Origin of the sequence: Pelagibacterium nitratireducens, from assembly GCF_037044555.1 — a bacterium.
Classification (GTDB): Bacteria; Pseudomonadota; Alphaproteobacteria; order Rhizobiales; family Devosiaceae; genus Pelagibacterium; species Pelagibacterium nitratireducens.
Genome location: NZ_CP146275.1, coordinates 1,065,591 through 1,090,391, shown reverse-complemented (window position 1 = coordinate 1,090,391; position 24,801 = coordinate 1,065,591). Strand labels below are relative to the sequence as shown.

The window sequence follows — 24,801 nt, the reverse complement described above, 5'->3', positions numbered from 1 at the left end:
GAAATCGTGTTCCCAACTCGATTATTTCGCGGCCCCGCTGTAACGTTTGTCCGGCGTTGGACGAATAGGAGCCTGATGCATATGGATTCACTCGAAACGCGGCTCCACGCGCTCGTGCTGTCGTCTCTCGAGGGCGACAAGCCGGCCTATCGGCAGCTTCTTGTCGAATTGACCCATTATCTGCGCATCTATTTTGGCAGGCGGCTGGCTCCGACCCACGCGGCCCATGTCGAGGATCTGATTCAGGAGACACTTTTGGCCGTGCACACAAGACGTCTGACCTACGACGTAGCCCGGCCCTTCACCGCCTGGGTGCACGCCATTGCCCATTACAAACTCGTCGATCATCTGCGCCGCCATTCCATCCGCCCAACCGTACCGCTCGATGATGAGATGACCGGAGGCGCGCCGGCCGGAGAACTGGCCGCCCACGATCTCGAAAGGGTGCTTGGCACCCTGCCCGAGCGCACTTCGACCCTGATCCGCAAGGTCAAGGTCGAAGGGTCTTCGGTGGCCGAAGCCGCATCGGCCCATGGCATCAGCGAGGGCGCGGCAAAAATCGCCATCCATCGGGGCTTGAAAGCGCTCATGGCGCGTTTTGCGGGAGACAGACGATGACCAATCCCGATCTCATTGACCGCCTTGTCGACGATTTGCGCCCAACACCACGAGGCGCGCTGAGCTGGATGCTGGCGGGCGCCGTGACCGCCGGCATCATGATCGCAGCAGCCATTATGGTGCCGTCGATCGGTCTGCGCGCCGACATCCTGACGGCGCCGGGCACCGCCATGTTCTGGATCAAGCTCGGCTATACCAGCGTGCTTGCCCTGTTGGGGCTTACAGCGGCCATGGCGCTGTCGCGCCCGGAGAAAAGCAGTTGGTCGGGCCTGTGGGCCGTCGGCGGCGTGTTCCTCCTCACCCTGGCCGGCGGTCTCTGGCAGTGGGGCAATGCGTCCGAAGCGATAAGGCCCGTTCTGGCCTTTGGTGGCACTGCACTGGTGTGCCCGTTCTTCATAATCGCCTTCTCTGCTCCCGTACTCACCATCATGCTGGCAGCAATGCGGCGCCTGGCCCCGGCCAACCCCACATTGGCCGGGTTGGCTGCCGGGCTGGCCTCCGGTGGCGCGGGGGCATCGGTCTATGCGTTCCATTGCGGTGAAAACGGGCTGCTGTTTCTCGCCCTGTGGTACTCGGTGGGGGTGGGACTGGTCGCGCTGTCTGGCGCGCTGCTGGGACGGACGCTCCTGCGGTGGTAAGGCGCCTGTGACAGGATCGTCATAAATTGACCACCCGGTCAAACTTTTGCTTTCCCTCTCCGGGCAAACGTGTTTGACTTTGCTCCCATGTGCACAACTTCGGCGCTGTAACACGACCGTCGCAAAGGCATGGAATAGAGGCGTGGTAAGCGTCTCGATGACAAAGGGAACAAGGGATCATGAAACATCTGTTGCTCGGCGCCTCCGCGCTGGCACTGACCGTTGGCCTTACCGGCCCCGTCAGTGCGCAGGAAGGCGAATTCACGCTAAACATCCTCCACCTCAACGATTTCCATTCGCGCTTCGGCCCGATCACCAGTTCGGACTCGAACTGCGACGCGGAAACGGACGCCGCCGGTGAGTGCTTTGGTGGCATCGCCCGCGTCAAGACCGCGATCGAAGACAAGCGCGCCGAGCTCGAAGGCGAAAACGTCGTTCTGCTCGACGCCGGCGACTGGTTCCAGGGTTCGTTGTTCTACACCCAGTATCGCAGCGAGATCGTCTCGGAATTCTCCAATGGCCTGGGGATCGACCTTATGGCCGTCGGCAATCACGAGTTCGACGATGGACCGGAAGAACTGGCCGCTCTGCTCGACGCCATCGAGTACCCGCTGATTTCCGGCAACACCAATGTCGAAAACGAGCCGCTTCTCGAAGGCCGTCTTCCGGGCACCCATGTCATGGAGATCGGCGGCGAACAGGTCGGGTTCATTTCGGCGCTCGCCGAAGACACCGATGAAACCTCCTCACCCGGCGACAATGTCGAGTTCGAAGACGTCATCGACAGCCTCACGGCACAGGCCGAAGCCCTGACCGCCGAAGGCATCAACAAGATCATCGCGCTGACCCATGTTGGCTTTGCCCAGGATCAGGAAATCGCATCCAATGTCCCCGGTGTTGACGTGGTCGTGGGCGGTCACTCGCACACACTGCTCTCCAACACCGACGAAGGCGCCGCAGGCGGCTATCCGACCATGATCAACGGGGTCGACGGCAATGAAGTGCCGGTCGTCACTGCCTATTCCTATGGCAAGTACCTGGGCGATCTCACCGTCACCTTCGACGCCGAAGGCAATGTGACCTCGGCCGAGGGCGACCCGATCCTCATCGACGCTTCGGTTGAGCCCTATGAGGAATACGTCACCCGCCTCGCCGAGCTCGAAGAGCCGCTCCAGGAGCTGATGGCCGAAGTGATCGGCACGACGACGGCACCGATCGAAGGCAGCCGCGAAGTTTGCCGCGTCGAAGAATGTTCGATGGGCAACCTCGTCGCCGACGCCATTCTCGATGCAGCGTCCGGTAGCGGAGCCACGATCGCCATCCAGAACGGCGGCGGTCTGCGCGCGTCGATCGACGAAGGCGAGATCACCATGGGCGAAGTGCTGACGGTCCTGCCCTTCTCCAACACGCTGGCCACCGTCGAAATCTCGGGTGCCGATGTGATCGACGCGCTTGAAAACGGTGTCTCCGACATCGAAAACGGCGCTGGCCGCTTCCCGCAGGTTGCCGGGCTGCAATATTCCTACACCCTGGCCAACCCGGTTGGCGAACGCATCAGCGACGTGATGGTCGATGAAGGCGGGGAATGGGCGCCGATCGATGAAGACGCCACCTACACCATCGTCACCAACAATTACATGCGTGGTGGCGGCGACGGATACGGCACCTTTGCAGAAGGCGACAACCCCTACGATTTCGGCCCGCCACTCGAGCAGGTTCTGGCCGATTACATCGCGGCACAGGGCGGTGAATACACCCCCTACACCGACGGTCGCATCACGATCATCGAATAAGCAAAAGGCTTATCCATCATGCACAAAGGGCGCGTCCAGTGGACGCGCCCTTTCCTTTTCCGGAGCCGCTCAGCATCCGTATGGCCATGCCCTGATCTTCTGCGCGTCCCCGGCTATCGCCGGGATGCAATCGGAGAGGGGATTTACCCTACTACGATCTCCTTGCGCTCCTGATCGGAAACGAACCCCAGATCGAGCACCTTTTGCATGTCCGCCGCATAGCGGAAGCTCGGATCGCCATTGACGCCCGAATGAACGGCCTCGACGAAACGGTGATAATTGGTCGGCACCGGCTCGACCGGCACCTCCTGCCAGTGGGCGATTTCCGCATCCTCGCCCGCACACATCTGCAGCGAGGACCCGTTCATGCCATGCTGGACTTCCAGCCCGCCCTTGTCCCCATAGGCCCGCAGGCGAAGCGTATTGAGATACCCCGAGGCCCAGCGCGTCGCATGGACCACACCGAGAGCGCCCGAGCCGAATTCGAGGCTCATGGTGAAGCTGTCATTGGCATCGAGAACATAGTCCCCGATCCGCCCATCCGGATCCTTGTCGAAGGCCTTGAGCCGACAGAACATCGAGGCAACCGGGGCGTTGATGCCAAAGGACGCGAAATCGAGGATATGAATGCCGATGTCGCCCAGCGTGCCGTTCGAACCGTGCCCGGTCGAGAGCCGCCACAGCCATGTCGGATCTGTCCGCCAGTCGCCCCAGGCCTTCGAGACCAGCCAGCTTTGCAGATAGCTGGCCTCCACATGCTTGATCTCGCCGATGGCACCCTCATCGACCAACTGCCGGAATTTCTGCAATTCGGCGACATTGCGGTAAGTGAGGTTGACCATATTGACCAGTCCGGCCGCCTCGGCAGCGTCGGCCATGCCCTCGGCATGCCCGTAATGGGTGGCCAGCGGCTTTTCGCAAAACACATGCTTGCCCGCCGCGATCGCCTTCATCGAGGTTTCGAAGTGGAACCGGTCGGGCGTCACATTGGCGATCGAATCGAACTGGCCCCAATCGAGGGCCTCGTCGAGCGAGGTGAAGGTGCGCGGAATGTCGTAGCTCTGGGCGAAGCGCTGGGCGCGCTCGGCATCGAGATCGACTGCTCCGACGATGTCCACACCATCGATGGCGCCAAAATGCGCCGCATGGCTGGAGGCCATATTGCCCGTGCCAAGGATCACAAGACGCATGCTGCGCTCCCGCGATAGAGGTTTAAATGAAAGGTGTGGCGCTTCCTAGCGGAAGCCTTCTTCACCTGCCTTGTGCAACTTGCCGCCGCGTTCCTCGATCTTTTCGAGCGCCTTGTCCACCGGCACGTTTGGTGCATCGTGAACGGCCACATACCGCCCTTGCGGGTTGTGCGCCCACCTGACCGCATTGCGCAAAACCTTGCCCACAGTCGCATCGTGATAGGTGGGGTAGGTTTCGTGCCCCGGCCGGAAGTAAAAGATATTGCCGGCCCCGCGCCGATAGGTCAGCCCCGAACGGAACACCTCCCCGCCCTGGAACCAGGAGATGAACACGGTTTCAAGCGGTTCGGGCACCGAGAACGGTTCCCCGTACATTTCCTCGTTTTCCAGCTCGAAATATTCACCGAGTCCTTCGGCAATCGGATGGCGCGGATTGACGACCCACAGCCGCTCGCGCTCGCCCGCCTCACGCCATTTGAGCGCGCAGGGCGTGCCCATCAACCGTTTGAAGATCTTGGAAAAATGCGCCGAGTGCAAAAGGATCAGCCCCATGCCCTCCCAGACGCGCTTTGCCACACGCTCGACGATGGCATCATCGACATCCCCATGCGCCGCATGGCCCCACCACAACAGAACATCGGTATCGGCCAGAACGGCGTCGGTCAGCCCATGCTCGGGCTCCTGCAGCACCACGGTATCGGCCGAGATGCCGGCGTCCTCGGCCAGCAATCTGGCGATCTGGGCGTGCATGCCCTCGGGGTAGAGTTCGGCCACCACGTCGCTTTTCTGCTCGTGAACATTCTCGCCCCAGACGAGCGCCTTGATCGTCATTGTCCATCACTCCTGTCGCGGCCCTGCCGCGAGCCAAAACGTTTTGGATTTTCATATGCGCCGAAGCGCCACCATCCCGGGCACTTCGTTCGCACTGTCTCTTGATGATTACCGCGCGCCCACATCCCTGCGCGGCCCCAACCTTGTTTCCGCTCTATCGTGTTTGCAGGTCGATTTGGAGAGGCAAAATGCAACAAGCGAATAAAAAAAGAGGCGGAAGGTTCCGCCTCTTTCATCCGAACCGATAGGCGCCGGCTATTCGATGGCGTCGGTGACAACCGTGGTATAGGCGCCTTCGGGCTCTTCGGTGATCGCCGGATTGTCCGGGGAGACCGCCGAGAGCAGCGTTGCGACGGTCTGGTCGTAAGCTTCGACATCGAGGGCCGGCGTGTCCCCGACAAGCGCTGCCGCCTCGTTGACCTGATAGACCTGGCTCTCCAGCGTCAGGGCACCCGACATGTCATTGTTGATGACGATCTCGGCGGCTTCCTCGGGATTGGCCGCGGCATATTCCCAGCCCGCCATCGAGGCTTCGACAAATGCCGCCATCGCCTCGACGAACTCGGGATCTTCAAGCCGGTCTTCCATGACATAAAGGCCGTCTTCGAGCATGCCCACGCCTTCATCGGCGAAGTTGAACAGCGTCAGGCTGTCCTCGGGAATGCCCGCATCGAGCACCTGCTTGTACTCGTTGTAGCGCATGACCGAAATGCAGTCCGCCTGGTTCTGGAGCAACGGATCGGCCGAAAACGCCTGCCGCAGCACTTCGACCCCGTCATCCCCGCCATCGGTCGACAGCCCGAGCTGGGCCATCCAGGCGTAGAACGGATATTCATTGCCAAAGAACCATACGCCCAGCGTCTTGCCGGGGAAATCGGCGGTGGATTCCACCCCGCTTTCTTCCGAACAGACCATTTCGAGCGCCGTGGTGGCGAAGGGCTGGGCAATATTGACCAGCGGCACGCCGCGTTCACGCGCCGCAAGGCCCGCCGCCATCCATGTGGTGATGACATCGGCACCGCCGCCGGCAATCACCTGCTCGGGGGCAATGTCGGGGCCGCCGGGATTGATGGTGACGTCGAGACCGGCGTCTTCGTAATAGCCCATATCCTTGGCCACCAGATAACCGGCGAACTGGCCCTGATTGACCCATTTGAGCTGGAAGGTCACCGGATAGAGATCCTGGGCGAAGGCCGGGCTGGCCGACCCCAGAAGCATTCCGGCCAGGGTCGCGATTTTAAGAGCTTTCATGATGTTCCCCTTGCTTTTCGATGGCTGCCCGGCGCCATGCCGGACACAAACCATCCCTTGTCTCCCCGCCCCCCGCGTTTGCCGCGCGGAGAACGGAATGGTTTCGTCCCTAGAGCCGTTCAGGATTTGATTGACTCAAATCCTTGGCTCTAAGCCCTTGTTTTGTCGCGTGTCCGAACCGCAAAACCGTTTCCACTTTTGCTGGACACGCTCTAGCCTCCCCGTCCCCCACGAACTGAAGGATGCCAGAAGGTAACCGCCCTTTCGATCAGCGCGATCACCCCGTAGAACAGCGAGCCGGCGAGCGCGGCAACCGCGATCTCGGCCCAGACCATATCGACTTGAAGCCGTCCGATGGCCGCGGATATCCGGAACCCCATCCCCACGACTGGAGTGCCGAAAAACTCGGCGACGATGGCCCCGATGAGCGCCAGCGTCGAATTGATCTTTAACGCATTGAAGATGAAGGGCCATGCCATGGGCAAGCGCAATTTTGCGAGGGTCTGCCAATAGCTGGCCGCATAGGTTGCCATCAGGTCTTTTTCGATCGCCCCGGTGGCGTTCAGCCCCGCCACGGTGTTTACCAGCATGGGAAAGAACGTCATCACGACCACGACGGCGGCCTTGGATTGCCAGTCGAACCCGAACCACATCACCATGATCGGTGCGATACCGACCAGCGGCAGAGCGGAGACGAAATTGCCCACTGGCAACAACCCGCGTTTGAGAAAGGGCGAGCGGTCGATGGCGACGGCCACGATGAACGCCGACCCGCAGCCGATGGCATAGCCGATCAAAACCGATTTGAGGAATGTTTGCTGGAAATCGGGCCAGATCGGATTGGGGATCGAGGCCAAGAGCCGCTCCCAGATCACCGATGGCGGCGGCAGCAGCACGGCGGGAACGTTCAACCCCCGCACCAGCCCTTCCCAAACGACCAAAAGGACAACGCCGAAAATCACCGGCACGGCAATGTTGATGGCGCTCGCCGCAACGCGGTCGCGCGTTCCGATCCGCACCAGAAATTCGTTGATCCCCCACCCGGCCAGCCAGACCGCCAGCGCCGTTATGATCCAGCCGTTCACGCGGGCGCTCCCATCATTTTCGAAGTGAGCGACTGGATGGCGCCAATCGCAAAGATCAGTGCCGCCGAAAGCGCCGCAGCCATCAAGAGCGCCGCCCAGATTTGCGTCGTCTGCCCGTAATACGACCCGGCCAGCAGGCGCGAACCGAGCCCGCCCGCAGCCCCCGTCGGCAATTCACCGACGATGGCGCCAACCAATGAGGCGGCAACGCCCACCTTCATCGAGGTGAAAAGATAGGGGATGGCCGCCGGCCAGCGCAGCTTCCAGAACACCTGATTGCCCGAGGCGTTATAGGTGCGCATCAGATCGAGATGGATCGCTTCGGGGCTGCGAAAGCCTTTGACCATGCCCACGACGACGGGGAAGAACGAAAGATAGGTCGAAATCAGCGCCTTGGGGATCAGCCCGGTCAGCCCCACCGAATTGAGCACCACCACCACCATTGGCGCAATGGCAAGAATGGGGATGGTCTGGCTGGCGATGATCCAGGGCATCAGCGAGCGATCCATCGCCCGGTTGTGGACGATAAGCACCGCCAGCCCGATCCCCAGCAGCGTGCCGAAGATGAACCCCAGCCCGGTCGCCGAAAGGGTGATCCAGGCGTGAAAGATCAGGCTGCGCGGGGTGGAAGGGTTGGCATTGAACACCGAATTGTAAAATTCGACAGCCACCTGATGGGGCGCCGGCAGCACAGGGCGCTGCTGGGAGTAGATATCGCTCAGAAACTGTAACGGCCCGACCGCAACGCCGTCGCCCCGCGCATAAACGCCCTGTTGCCAGGGCAGGTTGAGCATGATGGCCGCGACATACCAGATGGCGATGATGGCGAGCACCACCGTCGCGACCGGCACGATGCTGTGGCGCGCACTACTCATCATAGGAATGCCCAGCCCGCAGCCCTTCGCGGACCCGGGCGGCAATTTCGAGGAATTCCGGGGTCTCGCGGATGTCGAGCGGGCGCTCTTTGGGAAGGGTGCTTTCGATAATATCGGTCACCCGGCCCGGACGCGGGCTCATCACCACGATCTTGGTCGAGAGGTAAACCGCTTCGGGGATCGAGTGGGTGACAAAACAGATTGTCTTGTTGGTCTTGGCCCAAAGCTCGAGAAGCTGTTCGTTGAGATGATCGCGCACGATCTCGTCGAGCGCCCCGAACGGTTCGTCCATCAACAGCAGATCGGCATCGAAGGCCAGCGCGCGGGCTATCGAGGCCCGTTGCTGCATGCCGCCCGAAAGCTGCCAGGGAAATTTCTGCTCGAACCCTGAAAGATTGACCATCTCGAGCGTGCGCGCGATGCGCTTTTTCTGATCGGCCTTCGAATAGCCCATGATCTCAAGCGGCAGCCCCACATTGCGCTCGATGGTCCGCCACGGATAGAGCGCAGCGGCCTGAAAGACATAGCCGTACGACCGATCCTTGCGCGCCTGTTCGGGGCTGTGGCCATTGACGGTGATCGTGCCCGCTGTCGGCTGTTCGAGGTCGGCGATGACGCGAAGGAACGTCGTCTTGCCGCACCCCGACGGGCCAATGAACGAAACGAACTCGCCCTTGGAGATCGCCAGATTGACGTCGGACAGCGCATGCACCGGCCCGTCGGCTGTTTCAAATGTCAGCCCGAGCCCCTCGGCTTCGACTACGCTTGCCCCGTTCACCAAACCCTGTATTCCCCTTGAATTTGCACCCAACTCCAAATTTGCCGTTTGGTCTCAGACGCCCGATGCAGGTATGCCACTCCGCTCCACCTTGCGCGGTGCGGTCAGTTCTTTCCACTGCGAAAGCGCCTTGTTCACAGCCTGGAACGGCTCGCGGGCCACGAACTGGCCATGCCCTTCCTTGGGCTGGATGGTGCCATCCTCGACAGCCACCCGGCCCCGCGTCAGCGTGTAGCGCGGCAGGCCCTTGACGTGTTTGCCCTCAAAGACGTTGTAGTCGATGGCCGATTGCTGGGATTTGGCCGAAATGGTCTTTTCCTTTTCGGGGTCCCACACAACGATATCGGCATCCGCACCGACAAGAATGGCGCCCTTTTTGGGATAGACGTTGAGGATCTTGGCGATGTTGGTCGAGGTGACGGCGACGAATTCGTTCATGGTCAGCCGCCCTGTCGCCACCCCATAGGTCCACAGCATCGGCATGCGATCTTCAAGCCCGCCCGTGCCGTTGGGGATCTTGGTGAAATCACCGACCCCGGTGCGCTTCTGCTCGGTGGTAAAGGCGCAATGATCGGTGGCGACGACCTGCAGCGAGCCCGACTGCAGCCCGGCCCACAGCGAATCCTGGTGGGTCTTGTTGCGGAATGGCGGGCTCATGACACGGCGGGCGGCGTGGTCCCAATCCTTGTCGAAATACTCGGAGTCATCGAGGGTCAGATGCTGGATCAGGGGTTCGCCATAGACCCGCGTGCCCTGCTGACGCGCCCTTCGGATCGCCTCGTGGCTTTCCTCGCAACTCGTGTGAACCACATAGAGCGGCACCCCGGCCATGTCGGCAATCATGATCGCCCGATTGGTGGCTTCGCCCTCGACCTGCGGCGGACGTGAATAGGCATGGCCCTCGGGCCCGTTATTGCCTTCGGCCAGCAGCCGGGCCGAGAGATCGGCGACCACATCGCCGTTTTCCGCATGCACCAGCGGCATGGCGCCAAGCTCGGCGCAACGCTGGAACGAGGCATACATCTCGTCATCCTGCACCATGAGCGCGCCTTTGTACGCCATGAAATGCTTGAAGGTGTTTATGCCCTTTTCCTTAACGACAGTTTCCATCTCATCAAACACCTGCTCGCTCCACCAGGTGATCGCCATGTGATAGGAATAATCGCAATGGGCGCGGCCCGATTTGTTGTCCCAACGCTGCAGCGCTTCGAGCAGCGACTGGCCGGGGCTGGGCAGGCAGAAATCGACAACCATCGTCGTCCCGCCCGCCAGCGCGGCGCGCGTGCCGGATTCGAAATCGTCGGTTGAATAGGTGCCCATAAAGGGCATTTCCAAATGCACATGCGGATCGATACCGCCGGGCATCACATAGCACCCCGAGGCATCGAGCACGCTATCGCCGGAAAGGTCCGGCCCGATCTCGACGATGGTCTCGCCCTCGATCCTGATATCGGCCTTATAGGTCAGATCGGCGGTGACGATTGTGCCGTTCTTGATGACTGTGCTCATGATGTTTCCCCTTGTCTGATCGGCCGCGGGCGCGCATTTGCCGTGCGCGCACCAGGGCTTTGTTCTGTCCGGCTAGTCGACGATCTCCGCCGTCTCGACCACCGCATGCATCAGCACGTCGGCGCCGGCGGTGGCCCATTCCTTTGAAATGTCCTCGGCCTCGTTGTGGCTCAGCCCGTCCACGCATGGACACATGACCATGGCGGTCGGATAGAGCTTGTTGATCCAGCACGCGTCGTGCCCGGCGCCCGAGACGATATCGCGGTGCGAATAGCCGAGCCGTTCGGCGGCGTTGCGGACGGCGGTGACGCAGCCCTCATCGAAAGTGACGGGGTCGAAATGACCGGCCACCTCGATCTCCATGCCCAAACCCAACTCTTCGGCGATCTTGGGCGCTTCGGCCTCGAACCGCGCCTTCATCGCGTCGAGCACCTCCTGATGCGGCGTGCGGAAATCGATAGTGAACACCACCTTGCCGGGAATGACGTTGCGCGAATTGGGATAGACATCGCAATGGCCGATGGCGCCCACCGCTTCGGGCTGATGGCTCATGGCGATCTGGTGAACCAGTTCGGTCATGCGCGCCATGCCCAGCCCGGCATTCTTGCGCATCGGCATCGGGGTCGAGCCGGTATGGGCGTCCTTGCCGGTCAGCGTCACCTGCAACCACCAGAGCCCCTGCCCGTGGGTGACGACGCCGATATCCTTGCCTTCGGCTTCAAGGATCGGACCCTGTTCGATATGAAGCTCGAAAAATGCCTTCATCTTGCGCGTGCCGACCTCTTCGTCACCGACCCAGCCGATGCGCTTGAGCTCGTCGCCGAATTTGAGCCCCTTGGCATCGACCCGGTCATAGGCCCAATCGAGCTCATGCACCCCCGCGAAAACGCCCGAAGCGAGCATGGCGGGCGCAAAACGGGTGCCCTCTTCGTTGGTCCAGTTGGTCACAACGATGGGATGCCTGGTCTTGATATCGAGATCATTGAGCGTGCGGATCAATTCCAGCCCGCCCAGCACACCAAGGACGCCATCATATTTCCCGCCGGTTGGCTGGGTATCGAGGTGGCTGCCGACATAGACCGGCAGCGCGTCGGGGTCGGTGCCTTCGCGGCGGGCAAACATGGTGCCCATCTTGTCGACGCCCATTTCGAGCCCCGCCTCGTCGCACCAGCGCTGAAACAGCTCGCGCCCAACCTTATCGGCATCGGTCAGCGTCTGACGATTGTTGCCACCGGCCACACCCGGGCCGATCCTGGCCATTTCCATTATGGAGGCCCAGAGCCTGTCGCCGTTGACCTTTAGATTGTCTCCGAGTGTCGCCATGCTCTTTGCTCCCGTCTTTGAAATATCAGAGGGTTGGAAATGTAAATTGCGCGCCCGATTTGATGCCAGCCGGCCAGCGTGTCGTGACCGTTTTCAGCCGCGTGTAAAAATGCACGCCCTCGGGGCCGTAGATCGAGTGATCCCCGAACAAGGACCGCTTCCAGCCGCCGAATGAATGGTATGCCACGGGCACGGGAATGGGGACGTTGACGCCCACCATACCAACCTCGATCCGGTCGGCGAAGTCGCGCGCCGCGTCGCCGTCGCGGGTGAAGATCGCAACGCCGTTTCCGTATTCGTGTTCGTTGATCATCCTGACCGCGTCACCATAATCGGGCGCGCGAACGACGGAGAGGACCGGGCCGAAAATCTCCTCCTTGTAGATGGTCATTTCCGGCGTCACGCGGTCAAACAGCGTGCCGCCGACATAATAACCGTCCTCATAGCCCTGCAGCTTGAACCCGCGTCCGTCGACCACAAGCTCGGCGCCTTCGGCGACCCCCTTGTCGATATAGCCGACAACCTTGTCGCGGTGCATGGCTGTCACAAGAGGACCCATCTCGGCGTCCTTGTCGGTCGCCGGGCCGATTTTCAGGCTCTCGACGCGCGGCTTGAGCCTTTCGATCAGCGCATCGGCTGTCTTTTCGCCCACCGGCACGGCCACCGAAATCGCCATGCAGCGCTCCCCAGCGGATCCGTACCCGGCACCCATCAGAGCATCGGCTGCCTGGTCCAGATCCGCATCGGGGAGGATCACCATGTGGTTTTTCGCGCCGCCCAGCGCCTGAACGCGTTTTCCGGCTTTCGTGCCACGTTGATAGACATATTCGGCGATCGGGGTGGAGCCCACAAAGCTCACCGCCTTGATGTCGGGATGGTCTAAAATGTGATCGACGGCTTCCTTGTCGCCATGGACGATATTGAGCACCCCCTCTGGCAGCCCGGCCTCCATGAACAGGTTCCAGGCCAGCATCGGCGCCGAGGGATCGCGCTCGGAGGGCTTGAGTATGAAGGTATTGCCGCAGGCAATGGCCGAAGGATACATCCACATCGGCACCATGGCCGGAAAGTTGAACGGGGTTATCCCTGCCACCACGCCCAAAGGCTGGCGGTCGGCATAGGCATCGATGGCCGGGCCGACATTGCGGGTGAACGTCCCCTTCAATAGCTCGGGAATGCCGCAGGCATATTCCACGCACTCGATGCCGCGCTGCACTTCGCCCAACGCATCGTCATGGGTCTTGCCGTGCTCGCGCGAGATTTCCCGCGCGATATCGGCTGCGTGTTTGTCGAGCAGTTCCTTGAACCGAAACATCACCCGCGCCCGCTTGAGCGGCGGCGTGGCACCCCAGGCCGGTTGCGCGGCTTTTGCCGATGCCACGGCCTGATCGATCTCGGCTGTGGTCGACAGCGGCAGCTCGGCGATCTGCTCGCCGGTGGCCGGATTATAGACAGCCGACTTGCGCGTCGAGGACGACGCGACACGTTTGCCGCCTATGGCGTTTTCAATGGTCTGCATAGCTCAATCCACCTCCCCGAGGACCGTGCGAATGGTATCGACGATTTGGTCGATGTGTTGTTTTTCCACGATCAGCGGCGGCGAAAGCGCGATGATATCGCCCGTCGTGCGGATCAGAACGCCTTTTTCGTAGGCCTTCACGAAAGCTGAAAACGCGCGTTTTGTCGGCTCGCCGGCAATCGGTTCGAGCTCGATTGCCCCCACCAGCCCGATATTGCGCACGTCGATCACATGCGGGGCACCCTTAAGCGAATGCAGCGCATCCTCGAAATAGGGTCCGAGCTCAGCGCCCCGGGTCAGCAAGCCTTCCTGCTTGTAGGTCTCCAGCGTCGCCAGCCCTGCCGCCGAGGCGATCGGATTGCCCGAATAGGTATAGCCGTGGAAAAATTCGATCAGGTGCTCGGGCCCGGTCATGAACGCGTCATGGATTTTCGACGACGTGAACACCGCGCCCATGGGAATGACGCCATTGGTCAGCCCTTTGGCGGTGACCATGATATCGGGAGTTACACCGAAATAATCGGCGCCGAACGGGGCTCCCAGCCGTCCGTATCCGGTGATGACCTCATCAAAGATCAGCAATATGCCGTGCTTGTCGCAGATTTCGCGCAGGCGCTTGAGATACCCCGGTGGCGGGATCAGAACCCCCGTAGACCCCGCCACCGGCTCGACGATCACTGCAGCGATCGTCGAAGCGTCATGGAGCGTAACGATACGCTCCAGTTCCTCGGCCAGTTCCACCCCATGCTGGGGCTCACCGCGCGAAAAGGCGTTCTTTGCCGGCAAATGTGTATGAGGCAGATGATCGACGCCGGTCAGAAGCGTGCCGAACATCTTGCGGTTGGCAACGATCCCGCCCACCGAAATGCCGCCGAAATTGACCCCGTGATAGCCGCGTTCCCGCCCGATCAGCCGTGTGCGCGAGCCCTGCCCGATGGACTTCTGATAGGCCAGCGCGACCTTGAGCGCCGTTTCAACCGATTCGGACCCCGAATTGGTGAACAGCACGTGGTCGAGCCCGTCGGGCGCCAGATCGACCAGCCTGTTGGCAAGCTCGAACGCCTTGGGATGGCCCATCTGGAAGGCCGGAGCGTAATCGAGTTCGGCCGCCTGGTTGGCGATGGCCTCGGTGATCAGCGGCCGGCAGTGACCGGCGTTGACGCACCAAAGGCCAGCGGTGCCGTCGAGCACGTCCCGCCCATCGGCGGTTCTATAGCGCATGTCCCTGGCGCCCACGAACATGCGCGGGTTTTTCTTGAACTGCCGGTTGGCCGTGAACGGCATCCAGAAGGCATTGAGATCATTGGGGATGGACGGAGCGCCCTGCGACATGAATGTTCCCTCTCCGACGCTTCCGGGATATTTCCGGCGGCCGGCTGTTGATTTCGGTCAGAATTTTTTTGACCGATTGGAAAAATTCTAGCACTCTCAATGCAAGGTTCAAGGGGTATAATTTCCAGACCCGCTTGGGTTATGGAAATGGCCCCGGACCGGTTCGGGATTCCGGCTCCGGGATTCTTTATGGGAGGCAGCAGCCGAAAATGACCACCGATGCAGAGACGCCGCGGCCCATAACCCGGATCCAGCGCGAAAAGCAGGAAGTCATCCTCGAGGCCGCGCTCGACGTCTTTTCCCAGTTCGGTTTCCGCGGCTCGACCATCGACCAGATTGCCGAGGCGGCGGGCATGAGCAAGCCCAATCTGCTCTATTATTTCAAATCCAAGGAAGACATTCACGCCCCGCTGCTGGCGCGCATTCTCGACACCTGGCTCGAACCGTTGCGGGAAATGGACCCCAAGGGCGACCCCCTGCCCGAGATCCAGTCCTATATTCGCCGCAAGCTGGAGATGAGCCGCGATTTTCCCCGCGAGAGCCGCCTGTTCGCCAATGAAATGCTGCGCGGCGCGCCGGGATTTTACGACATCCTGCACACCGACCTCAAAGACCTCGTCGATGAGAAGGTCAAGATCATCAGGGGTTGGATGGCCGAAGGCAAGATCGCCAAGGCCGACCCCTATCACCTGATCTTTTCCATCTGGGCCACCACCCAGCACTACGCCGATTTCGATATCCAGGTGAAAGCCGTCCTCGGCCGCGAACGCGGCGGCGAGGGACGATTCGAGGATGCCGCGCGCTTTCTCGACCAGTTGTTCCTGCACGGGCTCACGCCGCACAACAAACGCTGAGCTGGTCTCCGGCAACCACACTCCGAGATGACATGAAAAAGACCCTGTATGCGGCTTTGGCGCTCCGCATACAGGGTCAAGGGGCAGGCCTCACTCCTGCAGGACCGTATCTAGCGCATAAAAACATGACTGTAAAGATCATATTTTTATAGCTTGGAAATTTTCTGCCGGCAAAGGCGGCCTGCGAGAAAAAAGGTTAATTCAGTTCCAGGCCCAACATCTCGATGCCCAGACGCGAGCGCATGGCGCGGCGCTTGTCGGTGAGATCGGCGATCGTGTAGGAGCGCAGAACGGCAAAGAACGCTTCGAGCGCCTCGTGCAGGGCGCCATTGAGTTCGCATCCACCGACCAGCGGACAACTGGTTTCCCCGCCTTCGAAACATTCAGCCAGGGCAAAATTTTCTTCGGTCAGGGAAATGACGTCAAGCAACGTGATGTCGGCAGCAGGACGCGCAAGGCGTACACCACCATGCCGGCCCCGCACGGTCTCGAGGATGTCGTTTTCGACAAGGGGCTTGATGAGCTTGAACAGAAACAATTCCGAAATGCCATAGGCCTTGGCGATATCGGCCACGCGCGAAAGATCGGGCGCGTTGATGGCGCAATACATCAGCGTCCGAACGGCATAGCTTGTCTGTCGGGTCAGTCTCATCGGTCATGCCCTGTCATTGAAGCGCCAAAGCGCCGGGGAATCTTGAACAGGACGCACATTATCGCTTCGTGCGTCGAGGTCAAAGATTATAACAATTCTAAACTATGTCAAGAAAAGCTGACTGCGCATTTCATGTTTAAGGGCCACATGGTCCCCCTTCCCTTTTCCCCCACCATCACTAGGATCGCGCCGCAAACGATACGGAGGCCTTCCATTGGCACGCAAGATCATCATCGATACCGACCCCGGCCAGGACGACGCCGTCGCAATCCTTCTGGCGCTGGCCAGTCCTGAGGAGATCGAAACGCTCGGAATCGTGGCCGTGGCGGGCAATGTGGGCCTCGCCCAGAATGCCAAGAACGCCCTCAAGGTGGTCGAACTCTCCGGGCGGCGTGACGTTCCCGTTTATGCCGGCTGCGCACGCCCCTTCATGCGCGAGTTGATCACGGCCGAACATGTCCACGGCCAGACCGGTCTCGATGGCCCCGACCTGCCCGAACCCAAGCTTCGGCTCGAGGCCAGGCACGGGGTCGATTTCATCATCGATACGATCCGCCGCGAACCGGAAAAAACCATCACTCTGTGCGCGCTCGGCCCGCTGACCAATATTGCAATGGCGCTGGTCAAGGCCCCCGATATCGCAGCCCGCATCGAGGAAATCGTTTTGATGGGCGGCGCCTATTTCGAGGTCGGCAACATAACCCCGGCCGCCGAATTCAATATCTATGTCGATCCCGAAGCTGCCCAGACAGTGCTCAAATGCGGCGCCCCGATCACCATGATGCCGCTCGATGTCACCCACCAGATGATCGGCACCCCCGAACGGATCGAAGCCTTCAGGGCCATCGGCAACCGGTCCGGCGACGCGGTGGCCGCAATGCTTGGTTTTTCCGAGCGCTTCGATCTGGAGAAATACGGCTGGCCCGGCGCGCCGCTCCACGACCCCTGCGTCACGGCCTATATGATTGCCCCGGACATGTTTTCGGGCCGGCTGTGCAACGTCGAGATCGAATGCGGCAGTCCCTTGACGCGCGGCATGACCGTCGCCGACTACTGGCACGTCACCGATCGCCCGCGCAACGCCACCTTCATCCGGTCCGGCGATTCCGACGCGTTCTATGCGCTTCTGACCGACCGCATTGCGCGCCTGCCCTAAGGAGAAATTGATGTCCCGTTTCGTCACGACCCAATGGCTCGCAGATCACCTCGACGACCCCGATATTCAGGTGATCGATGCGTCCTGGCACATGCCCAATTCCGGGCGCAACGCCCATGCGGAATATGTGGCCGGACATGTCCCCGGCGCGATCTTTTTCGATCTCGACAAGAACGCCGACATCGCCTCGGGCCTGCCCCACATGCTGCCAGACGCGGAAACGTTCTCCGCGATGGCCGGTGCGCTGGGCATCGCCTCGGATAAAACCCTTGTCGTTTATGACGAGGCGGGCCTGTTTTCAGCCCCACGCGCCTGGTGGACCTTCACGGTCATGGGTGCCCGGGATGTCAAAATTCTCGAGGGCGGCGGGCCGAGATGGCGAGCCGAAAATCGTCCACTCGACACTGGCAATTCGGTCGCCCCGCCGGCAACATTTGACGCAAAATGCGATGACGACGCCGTCGCGAGCTTCCATGAGGTTCTCGCCGCCAGCCAATCGGGCCAGCAGATACTCGACGCCCGTGGCGCTGCCCGCTTTGCCGGCGACACGCCCGAGCCGCGTGCCGGGCTCAAATCGGGCCATATTCCACACAGCCGCAACCTCCCCTTCGATACCCTCATTGCCGATGGCACCCTCAAGCCCCGCGACGAACTGGAAGCGGCTATTCGGGCTGCCGGTATCGATCCGCAAAAGCCGGTCATCACCTCCTGCGGTTCGGGTGTCACCGCGGCTGTCTTGGCGCTGGCGCTCGACACCATTGGCGCCGAAAAGGTGGCGCTCTATGACGGGTCCTGGACCGAATGGGGTGGACGCGACGATGCGCCGGTGCAAACCGGCCCGGCGCGATGAGGTCTTCAGGCCGCTGACGAGGTGGTCTGGGATACCCGATTGCGTCCCGACCGCTTGGAGAGATAGAGCGCATTGTCCGCCTTGCGGATCAACGTATCCAGACTCAGCCCCGGCTTTTCGGCGACGGCAACGCCGGCACTGACCGTACAGATCACAGGCTCACCGTCGATGGCATGGGTCGACCGTCCCATCGCGCTGCGGATGCGCTCGGCCAGGGCGAGCGCGTGGCTGGCCGAACTCTCGGGCAGCACCAGAACGAATTCCTCTCCGCCCAGTCGCACGGCCATGTCCTCGCCGCGGCAATTGTCCTCGAGCATGCGGGCAAAGCCGCGCAACACCATATCGCCGAACCCATGCCCGTAGCGGTCGTTGAGCCCCTTGAAATCATCGAGGTCGAAAACGATCAATCCGGCGCCCTGCGGTACCTGCCCTTCGGGAAATCTTTCAAAGAGTGCGCGCCGGTTGCTCAACCCCGTCAGCGGATCGATCAGCGAGGCGTGCCGGTGCCTGCGGCTGATCCGTTCCTGATGCACGGTTACGAAAAGCCCGCCAATCCCGGTCAGAGCGATAACCGAAACCATCAGATTGAGCGCTTCGGCCCAATTGTCGGGCACCTGCCCATGCAGGTAGAGCGGCGTTTCGACCGCAATTGCGAAGACGCAGAACACATAGGATACGGCCAGCATCGCGTGCAGTGCGGCAATGGCGGTGATCGGCCCAGGCGATTCGGCCCGCGCCGTCCAATACTGATGGCCGCAAAAACCCAAAAGCAACGCGCTCATCAGGTTGATGAAAAGAAAGCTCAATCCGTCAAGGCCAAGGGCGGCGCTTACAGCGATCGGTGCCGCACTGATGAGCGCGAGAACCGCCACCCTTCCCGTTTCAAACCGGCCGGTGCTGAATTGAGTGAACCCGCCATAACTGATCGCGAAGGCCGAGGTCAGAAGCACCCCGGCAAGCATCGAATGCCACACGTTTACCGTGCTGTGGAAAACAGAGAAGACGACGATCGCCGCAATGATGATGGCAATGCACGCCGCCCAGGTGAGGAGAAATGTCGATCCCCGTTCACGCAGCCACGAACTCATCAGCGTGAAACAGAGCGCAACCCCCGCTGCACCCGATGCCATCAGAAGCGAATTGTAATCGAAACCCATGTGCCAGCGAATCTGGTTTGCGTCGAACCGAACCCTATCACCGGCCATGTTGAGGGCCGAAGTCAACTTGGCGGACTGGTATCCAAACGGTTATCATGGCGCGCCCGTTTTTTACCGTTTGGTAGAAAAAGCTACACGAAACTGTCGTTTTCGCTTTTGAATCGTGGCGCTTTCTGTTTTCCTGTCGCCGTGAACGCTTTCTTTTGGGCAAAGGGCGTCTGCACGGACTCGGCAAAACCAACAGGGGCAAACCCGTACCGAATGGCGCAAATTCTGGAGATCACGGACCTCCACAAGTCCTTTGGCAGTCTCGAAGTCCTCAAGGGCGTTTCACTCGATGCCAGGGCCGGGGATGTCGTCTCGCTGATCGGGTCGTCGGGATCGGGCAAATCAACCCTCTTGCGCTGTATCAACATGCTCGAAATCCCCAATCAGGGCGACGTCACAATCGACGGCGAGCACGTTTCGCTTTCGGCCGAAGGGCCCGACCGTCACCCTACCGATCCCCTGCAGTTGCGCCGTATCCGCTCCAAGCTTGGCATGGTGTTCCAGTCGTTCAATCTGTGGTCGCACATGACGATCCTGGAAAACGTCATGGAAGCACCGCTCCTTGTGCAAAGACGCGACAAGGCCGAAGTGCGCGAACAGGCGCTTGCCCTGCTCGAAAAGGTTGGGATTTCGGCCAAGGTCGATGCCTTTCCAGCCCAGCTTTCCGGCGGCCAGCAGCAGCGCGCGGCCATTGCACGCGCCCTCTGCATCAATCCCAGGATCATGCTTTTCGACGAGCCCACATCGGCGCTCGATCCCGAGCTCGAGGTCGAGGTGCTGGGCGTCATCAAGATGCTGGCCGACGAGGGTCGCACCATGATCCTTGTTACCCATGACATGAAATTTGCGCGCGAAGTCTCCGACCGGGTCGTTTTCCTCCATCTGGGCAAGATCGAGGAACAGGGCACTGTCGATGAAGTCTTCGGCGCCACCAAATCCGACAGGCTGCGCCAGTTCTTAGGCGCCGCCGGTCACGCCTGACCGGGGCGGCAACCATCATGCAACAAGGGACCCGGTCGCTTCACCAACCAACAAAGGGAACTTCAGCAATGAAAAAGGTGATACTCGCCACGCTCGCTCTGGCAGCACTTTCGACAGCGGCCAATGCCCAGGAAACCCTGCGCATCGGCACCGAAGGCGCCTATGCGCCGTGGAACTTCGTCAACGACGCGGGCGACCTGGACGGATTTGAAATCGATCTGGGCAACGCCATCTGCGAACAGACTGGCATGACCTGCGAATTCGTGCAGAGCGAATGGGACCCCATCATCCCCAACCTGGTCGCGGGCAACTATGATGTCATCATGGCCGGCATGTCGATCACCGACGAACGGCTCGAGACCATCAACTTCACCCAGGATTATTTCCCGCCCGATCCCTCCAACTACATCGCGGCGACCGGCGCCGGCATCGATATCGAGAACCCCTCCGGCGTGCGCATCGGCGTTCAGGGCAACACCATCCAGGCAGCCTATGCCGAGGAAAACTTTGCCGCCGATAACACCATCGTCTCGTTTGCCACCTTCGATCAGTCGATCGCCGATCTGGCCGCAGGCAATGTCGACGTGGTGCTCGCTGACGGCTCCTCGCTCGATCCTGTCGTCGAAAACTCGGGCGGTGCGCTCGAAATGTTCGGCCCCGACGTCATGATCGGCGGCGGTGTCGGTGGCGGCGTCCGCAAGGAAGACACCGAACTGCTTGCAACGCTCGACGAAGCGCTCACGGCGCTCAAGGCGGACGGCACCGTAGACGCGCTGATCGCCGAATGGTTCGACGGCGCGGGTCCCTTCTACACCGAATAATCGCAAACCGGTGTCCGGCGGGCAGCCAACCGAGCTGCCCGCCGGACGTCGCACGCAAGGGGCACGCGCGTGGACGCTGACGGCTTCTGGCTTTTCGATCTGGTGGGCGACGATATCGCCTTCTGGCTTGGCTATCTGACAAACGGCAAGCACCTCAACTGGTACGCCAGTTTCCGCTTCACCATCATGGCTGCCGTCTTCGGCGGCTGCCTTGCGCTTGTCTTCGGGCTTTTGGGCGCCATGGCAAAGGCCTCGCGCTTCACGCCCCTGCGGGCCATCGGCACGATCTATGTCAGCATGGTGCGCGGCGTTCCCGACGTGCTGTTCTTCCTGTTTTTCCCGCTGGCGTTCGAACAGGGTGTGGAATGGGTCTGGGCCATGCAGGTCTGCACCCCGGACACGATTGCCGCCACGCAGGCCAACTGGCCGCCCTGCGGCGAAGCGAACTGGCTGCTCTCGACCAATGAATACCTTGTCCTGGCCTGCGTATCGCTGGGCATCATCTTTGGCGCCTTTACAGCCAACGTCATCCACGGCGCCATGCGCGCGGTGCCCCAGGGCCAACTCGAAGCCGCGCGCGCCTACGGCATGAGCGATTTTCAGGTCTTGACGCGCATCCATATCCGCCAGATGTGGGTCTATGCCCTGCCCGGCCTTTCCAATGTCTGGCTGCTGCTCATCAAGGCCACATCGCTGCTTTCCCTGCTCCAGATCGCCGATATCGTCTGGTGGGCGGGGCAACTGGGTTCCCCCAACTTCCTGCCTCAGGCAGGCCTTGTGCACGGCGATTGGCGCTGGGCCTATTTCATTGCGCTGTTTGTCTTTTACATCCTCATCACCCTGCTTTCGGAAAAGGGCTTTTCGCGGCTCACGACCTGGGCCCGGCGCGGCATGCCGGTGGAGGGCTAGGCAATGGACCTGATCGAAACACTGCTCGCCGAAATCCCGCTCTACGCCGGACCGGCACTGTTCAACATCTATTTTGCGGCCGCTTCCCTGCCCATCGGCTTTGTCTTTGCGGTGCTGCTCGCGCTCGGCAAGAACTCGAAAAACCCCATCGTCCGGCGCCTGTGCTCGGCCTATATCTATGCTTTTCGCGGCTCGCCGCTGTTTATCCAGTTCTTCATGTTCTATTCCATCATGCTGGCGCTCAACGCTGTCTGGTGGCGCCCGTTGGGCATTGCGTGGCTGATGATGAACCCGCTTTTCATCGGCCCGCTCGCCCTGGTGATGAACACCGCCGCCTACAGCGCCGAAATCATCTACGGCGCCCTGCGCACGGTTCCCCGCGGCGAAATCGAAGCCGCCCGCGCTTACGGCATGACCCCCTTTCAGGTGTTCAGGACCGTCACATGGCCCAACACGATCCGCATTGCCTGGCCTGCCTACACAAACGAAGTCGTGTTTCTTTTCCACTCGACCGCGCTTGTCTATTTCACCCTGCCGGTCATCAATGCCCAGCGTGATATCCTCAACACAGCGCAAAACCTGTTTGAGCGCGACTACAACGCCTTCCTCCATTTTTCGGTCGCTGCTCTATGGTTTCTCGCCGTTACCATGGTCATTTTCTTTGTCTTCGGGCGCGTTTATGAACGCATGATGCGCCACATGCCCAAAGAGCGCGCCACCTCCCGTCCGCGCCTGCGCTTCGGTCCCAAATATATCCGGTAATTTCTCATGGCCTTTGACCGCATCACCCACACCATCGACGCCGATGCTCCCGGCACGACGTCCGAGTTGACGGTTTTCAAGATCGGCCCCGCCGACGCGGCGACCAAAATCTATATGCAGGCCGCGCTCCATGCCGACGAGCAGCCGGGCATCATGGCGCTGCACCATCTTCTGCCGCTGCTCAAGTCCGCCGACGAAAAAGGCGAACTCAGCGCCCGCTTCTCCATTTTTCCAATGGTCAACCCGCTTGGCATGGGCCAGCGGGTGTTCGAAGACCATTTGGGACGATACGACTTCCGCTCGGGCACCAATTTCAACCGCCGCTGGCCCGATCTCTTTGCCGCCGTGGCCACAAAGGTCGCCCAGAACCTCACCGACGATGCAGCTGCCAATGTCGCAATGATCCGCCAGGCGGTGCGCGACTGGCTCGACACCCAGAGGCCAACCACGGCCATGCAGAAATTGCGGCATCTGGTGATGACCGAAGCCTATGACGCCGACTACGTCCTTGACCTCCATTGCGACAACGAAGCGTTGGTCCATCTGTTCGTCACCCCCGATTCCATGGCCGAACTCTCAGAGCTTGCCGACCACATGGGCTCGGTTGCCCAGCTGACCGCAGAGGACTCGGGCGGCGGCTCGTTCGACGAAGTCTGGCCCTCGCTCTGGACGCGCCTGCGCCAGGCCCATCCTGATAAGCCCATCCCCTTTTCAGCCCGCGCCGCAACGCTCGAATATCGCGGCCAACCCGATGTTTTCGACGATATCGGCAAGGACGACGCAGCCCGACTCCTTGGCTTCTTTCGGGCCAAAGGGTTTGTTGCCGGCCCACCGCCCAAGGTTGGGCCAGCCCCCGCGCCATCCCCCCTGAGCGCCACCGAAATGCTGCGCGTCGACCAGGCCGGGCTGCTCGCCTACCGCGTCGAGCTTGGCGATCAAGTCGAGAAAGGCCAGCCCATCGCCGATCTCATCGCCCTTGCCGGCCCCGGTGCCTTTACCGAGCGCACACCGATCCTTGCGGGCACGTCGGGCCGGGTCATATCGCGCAACGTCGCCAAATTCGTCGTGCCGGGCAATTCCATCGCCAAGATCGTCGGCACCGAGCCTCTGGCCAGCCGACAGGGTTACCTCTTGGAGGACTGATCGCGCACCGGGACATAGACAAAGCGTGGCATTTCGATCTTGAAGACGATGGCCAGTGTCCGCAGCGTAAAGCCTAAGACCATGGCTGCTATCGTCATTAGCTCGACCGGAAATCCAGCCTGTATTCCGAAAAAGAACACGCAGGCGGTGATGGCCGAGACCGTGGCATAAAGTTCACCGGAAAACAGCAACGGCACATCGTTGCACAAGACGTCACGCAAGACGCCCCCCACGCACCCTGTAATGATTCCGGCCACGATGACGATCAACACCGGCTGGCCCATTTCCATGGCCACCATGCAGCCCGAAATGGTGAACACCACGAGCCCCACGGCATCGAGCAACAGGAAGATCAGCTTGAGCCGTTCCATGATCCGGGCCACCGCAATTGTGAACAGCGCCGCGGCCGTTGTAACCAGCAGATAGGCGGGCTGATCGACCCACAACAGCGGGTAGTGACCAAGCAGCAGATCCCGCGCCGTACCCCCGCCCAGCGCCGTTACGCATCCCAGAACGCAGACCCCGAACCAGTCCATGTTGCGCCGTCCCGCCGCCAGCGCCGCGGACATCGATTCGGCGGCCAGAGCGATGACGAAAAGCGTGTGCAGCAACATAAGAGCCCTCCTTGTGGATGGCCCTGACCATGCCGACTAACGCATTGCCGGTAAAGCGCGATTGCGGAAGCCTTTGCTTTACCGCTATCGTTGCAAAGCGAGCGTGGGAACA

General features: G+C 61.0%; 24 protein-coding genes. 11 read left to right on the top strand and 13 right to left on the bottom strand.

Annotated features, from left to right (window positions below):
• Positions 1-81: 81 nt before the first annotated feature.
• From V6617_RS05490 to V6617_RS05480, 3 genes are all read left to right on the top strand, one after another.
• Positions 82-618, top strand: coding sequence for a sigma-70 family RNA polymerase sigma factor (locus V6617_RS05490; RefSeq protein ID WP_338609657.1), 537 nt, complete (start codon positions 82-84; stop codon positions 616-618).
• Positions 615-1,256 (top strand): DUF1109 domain-containing protein, encoded by a 642-nt coding sequence (locus V6617_RS05485; RefSeq protein ID WP_338609656.1) that lies wholly within the window; start codon positions 615-617, stop codon positions 1,254-1,256. Before V6617_RS05490 ends, V6617_RS05485 begins: the two co-directional genes overlap by 4 nt.
• A 179-nt stretch (positions 1,257-1,435) precedes the next feature.
• Positions 1,436-3,049, top strand: coding sequence for a bifunctional metallophosphatase/5'-nucleotidase (locus tag V6617_RS05480; RefSeq protein WP_338609655.1), 1,614 nt, complete (start codon positions 1,436-1,438; stop codon positions 3,047-3,049).
• Between the two features lie 143 nt (positions 3,050-3,192).
• Here the strand turns inward: V6617_RS05480 and V6617_RS05475 are convergent, their stop codons facing one another.
• From V6617_RS05475 to V6617_RS05430, 10 genes are all read right to left on the bottom strand, one after another.
• Positions 3,193-4,239, bottom strand: coding sequence for a Gfo/Idh/MocA family oxidoreductase (locus tag V6617_RS05475; RefSeq protein ID WP_338609654.1), 1,047 nt, complete (start codon positions 4,237-4,239; stop codon positions 3,193-3,195).
• A 45-nt stretch (positions 4,240-4,284) separates the two neighbouring features.
• Positions 4,285-5,070: a ThuA domain-containing protein gene (locus V6617_RS05470; protein ID WP_338609653.1), complete on the bottom strand. Its 786-nt coding sequence runs from the start codon at positions 5,068-5,070 to the stop codon at positions 4,285-4,287.
• Between the two features lie 255 nt (positions 5,071-5,325).
• Complete coding sequence (locus V6617_RS05465) at positions 5,326-6,321, bottom strand: ABC transporter substrate-binding protein (RefSeq protein WP_338609652.1); 996 nt, start codon at positions 6,319-6,321, stop codon at positions 5,326-5,328.
• A 212-nt stretch (positions 6,322-6,533) separates the two neighbouring features.
• Complete coding sequence (locus tag V6617_RS05460) at positions 6,534-7,406, bottom strand: ABC transporter permease (protein WP_338609651.1); 873 nt, start codon at positions 7,404-7,406, stop codon at positions 6,534-6,536.
• Positions 7,403-8,284 carry an ABC transporter permease gene (locus V6617_RS05455; protein ID WP_338609650.1) on the bottom strand — a complete coding sequence of 294 codons (882 nt, stop codon included), beginning with the start codon at positions 8,282-8,284 and terminating at the stop codon, positions 7,403-7,405. The genes V6617_RS05460 and V6617_RS05455 overlap by 4 nt, the downstream gene beginning before the upstream one ends.
• Complete coding sequence (locus V6617_RS05450; protein WP_422394808.1) at positions 8,274-9,062, bottom strand: ABC transporter ATP-binding protein; 789 nt, start codon at positions 9,060-9,062, stop codon at positions 8,274-8,276. Before V6617_RS05450 ends, V6617_RS05455 begins: the two co-directional genes overlap by 11 nt.
• Before the next feature lie 51 nt (positions 9,063-9,113).
• Positions 9,114-10,568, bottom strand: coding sequence for a dihydropyrimidinase (gene hydA / locus V6617_RS05445; RefSeq protein ID WP_338609648.1), 1,455 nt, complete (start codon positions 10,566-10,568; stop codon positions 9,114-9,116).
• A gap of 72 nt (positions 10,569-10,640) precedes the next feature.
• Positions 10,641-11,891 (bottom strand): Zn-dependent hydrolase, encoded by a 1,251-nt coding sequence (locus V6617_RS05440; RefSeq protein WP_338609647.1) that lies wholly within the window; start codon positions 11,889-11,891, stop codon positions 10,641-10,643.
• 25 nt (positions 11,892-11,916) lie between these two features.
• Entirely contained in the window at positions 11,917-13,410 is a 1,494-nt protein-coding gene (locus tag V6617_RS05435) for a CoA-acylating methylmalonate-semialdehyde dehydrogenase (RefSeq protein ID WP_338609646.1), read from the bottom strand.
• A gap of 3 nt (positions 13,411-13,413) precedes the next feature.
• Positions 13,414-14,742 carry an aspartate aminotransferase family protein gene (locus V6617_RS05430; RefSeq protein ID WP_338609645.1) on the bottom strand — a complete coding sequence of 443 codons (1,329 nt, stop codon included), beginning with the start codon at positions 14,740-14,742 and terminating at the stop codon, positions 13,414-13,416.
• Positions 14,743-14,951: 209 nt separating this feature from the next.
• On the opposite strand from V6617_RS05430, the gene V6617_RS05425 reads away from it, so the two are divergent.
• Entirely contained in the window at positions 14,952-15,596 is a 645-nt protein-coding gene (locus V6617_RS05425; protein ID WP_338609644.1) for a TetR family transcriptional regulator C-terminal domain-containing protein, read from the top strand.
• 196 nt (positions 15,597-15,792) lie between these two features.
• Here the strand turns inward: V6617_RS05425 and rirA are convergent, their stop codons facing one another.
• A complete protein-coding gene (gene rirA, locus V6617_RS05420; protein WP_338609643.1) occupies positions 15,793-16,248 on the bottom strand; it encodes an iron-responsive transcriptional regulator RirA in 456 nt (151 codons plus the stop codon).
• Between the two features lie 214 nt (positions 16,249-16,462).
• Here rirA and V6617_RS05415 point away from each other — a divergent pair, with 214 nt between their 5' ends.
• Positions 16,463-17,404 (top strand): nucleoside hydrolase, encoded by a 942-nt coding sequence (locus tag V6617_RS05415; RefSeq protein ID WP_338609642.1) that lies wholly within the window; start codon positions 16,463-16,465, stop codon positions 17,402-17,404.
• Positions 17,405-17,414: 10 nt separating this feature from the next.
• Positions 17,415-18,254, top strand: coding sequence for a 3-mercaptopyruvate sulfurtransferase (gene sseA, locus V6617_RS05410; RefSeq protein WP_338609641.1), 840 nt, complete (start codon positions 17,415-17,417; stop codon positions 18,252-18,254).
• A 5-nt stretch (positions 18,255-18,259) separates the two neighbouring features.
• On the opposite strand, the gene V6617_RS05405 is transcribed toward sseA, so the two are convergent.
• The gene (locus V6617_RS05405; RefSeq protein ID WP_338609640.1) at positions 18,260-19,459 is read right to left on the bottom strand and encodes a GGDEF domain-containing protein; all 1,200 of its coding nucleotides are present in this window, start codon (positions 19,457-19,459) and stop codon (positions 18,260-18,262) included.
• 213 nt (positions 19,460-19,672) lie between these two features.
• Between V6617_RS05405 and V6617_RS05400 the strand changes: the two genes are divergently transcribed.
• The 5 genes from V6617_RS05400 (at position 19,673) to V6617_RS05380 (ending at position 24,075) form a co-directional block, all read left to right on the top strand.
• The gene (locus tag V6617_RS05400; RefSeq protein ID WP_338609639.1) at positions 19,673-20,440 is read left to right on the top strand and encodes an amino acid ABC transporter ATP-binding protein; all 768 of its coding nucleotides are present in this window, start codon (positions 19,673-19,675) and stop codon (positions 20,438-20,440) included.
• Between the two features lie 68 nt (positions 20,441-20,508).
• On the top strand, positions 20,509-21,261 hold the full coding sequence (locus V6617_RS05395) for a transporter substrate-binding domain-containing protein (RefSeq protein ID WP_338609638.1): 753 nt from the start codon (positions 20,509-20,511) through the stop codon (positions 21,259-21,261).
• A gap of 69 nt (positions 21,262-21,330) precedes the next feature.
• Positions 21,331-22,170 (top strand): ABC transporter permease, encoded by an 840-nt coding sequence (locus V6617_RS05390; protein WP_338609637.1) that lies wholly within the window; start codon positions 21,331-21,333, stop codon positions 22,168-22,170.
• Between the two features lie 3 nt (positions 22,171-22,173).
• Complete coding sequence (locus tag V6617_RS05385) at positions 22,174-22,932, top strand: ABC transporter permease subunit (protein WP_338609636.1); 759 nt, start codon at positions 22,174-22,176, stop codon at positions 22,930-22,932.
• Positions 22,933-22,938: 6 nt separating this feature from the next.
• Positions 22,939-24,075: a M14 family zinc carboxypeptidase gene (locus V6617_RS05380; protein ID WP_338609635.1), complete on the top strand. Its 1,137-nt coding sequence runs from the start codon at positions 22,939-22,941 to the stop codon at positions 24,073-24,075.
• Here the strand turns inward: V6617_RS05380 and V6617_RS05375 are convergent.
• Positions 24,057-24,689, bottom strand: coding sequence for a trimeric intracellular cation channel family protein (locus V6617_RS05375; RefSeq protein WP_338609634.1), 633 nt, complete (start codon positions 24,687-24,689; stop codon positions 24,057-24,059). The genes V6617_RS05380 and V6617_RS05375 overlap by 19 nt on opposite strands.
• Positions 24,690-24,801: the final 112 nt, after the last annotated feature.

Coding starts and splice junctions, on each gene's coding strand:
- rirA (WP_338609643.1), bottom strand. CDS start 16,248: ATGAGACTGACCCGACAGACAAGCTATGCCGTTCGGACGCTGATGTAT.
- V6617_RS05375 (WP_338609634.1), bottom strand. CDS start 24,689: ATGTTGCTGCACACGCTTTTCGTCATCGCTCTGGCCGCCGAATCGATG.
- V6617_RS05465 (WP_338609652.1), bottom strand. CDS start 6,321: ATGAAAGCTCTTAAAATCGCGACCCTGGCCGGAATGCTTCTGGGGTCG.
- V6617_RS05490 (WP_338609657.1), top strand. CDS start 82: ATGGATTCACTCGAAACGCGGCTCCACGCGCTCGTGCTGTCGTCTCTC.
- V6617_RS05385 (WP_338609636.1), top strand. CDS start 22,174: ATGGACCTGATCGAAACACTGCTCGCCGAAATCCCGCTCTACGCCGGA.
- V6617_RS05480 (WP_338609655.1), top strand. CDS start 1,436: ATGAAACATCTGTTGCTCGGCGCCTCCGCGCTGGCACTGACCGTTGGC.
- hydA (WP_338609648.1), bottom strand. CDS start 10,568: ATGAGCACAGTCATCAAGAACGGCACAATCGTCACCGCCGATCTGACC.
- V6617_RS05425 (WP_338609644.1), top strand. CDS start 14,952: ATGACCACCGATGCAGAGACGCCGCGGCCCATAACCCGGATCCAGCGC.
- V6617_RS05380 (WP_338609635.1), top strand. CDS start 22,939: ATGGCCTTTGACCGCATCACCCACACCATCGACGCCGATGCTCCCGGC.
- V6617_RS05455 (WP_338609650.1), bottom strand. CDS start 8,284: ATGATGAGTAGTGCGCGCCACAGCATCGTGCCGGTCGCGACGGTGGTG.
- V6617_RS05405 (WP_338609640.1), bottom strand. CDS start 19,459: ATGGCCGGTGATAGGGTTCGGTTCGACGCAAACCAGATTCGCTGGCAC.
- V6617_RS05485 (WP_338609656.1), top strand. CDS start 615: ATGACCAATCCCGATCTCATTGACCGCCTTGTCGACGATTTGCGCCCA.
- V6617_RS05475 (WP_338609654.1), bottom strand. CDS start 4,239: ATGCGTCTTGTGATCCTTGGCACGGGCAATATGGCCTCCAGCCATGCG.
- V6617_RS05440 (WP_338609647.1), bottom strand. CDS start 11,891: ATGGCGACACTCGGAGACAATCTAAAGGTCAACGGCGACAGGCTCTGG.
- V6617_RS05400 (WP_338609639.1), top strand. CDS start 19,673: ATGGCGCAAATTCTGGAGATCACGGACCTCCACAAGTCCTTTGGCAGT.
- V6617_RS05435 (WP_338609646.1), bottom strand. CDS start 13,410: ATGCAGACCATTGAAAACGCCATAGGCGGCAAACGTGTCGCGTCGTCC.
- V6617_RS05395 (WP_338609638.1), top strand. CDS start 20,509: ATGAAAAAGGTGATACTCGCCACGCTCGCTCTGGCAGCACTTTCGACA.
- sseA (WP_338609641.1), top strand. CDS start 17,415: ATGTCCCGTTTCGTCACGACCCAATGGCTCGCAGATCACCTCGACGAC.
- V6617_RS05470 (WP_338609653.1), bottom strand. CDS start 5,070: ATGACGATCAAGGCGCTCGTCTGGGGCGAGAATGTTCACGAGCAGAAA.
- V6617_RS05430 (WP_338609645.1), bottom strand. CDS start 14,742: ATGTCGCAGGGCGCTCCGTCCATCCCCAATGATCTCAATGCCTTCTGG.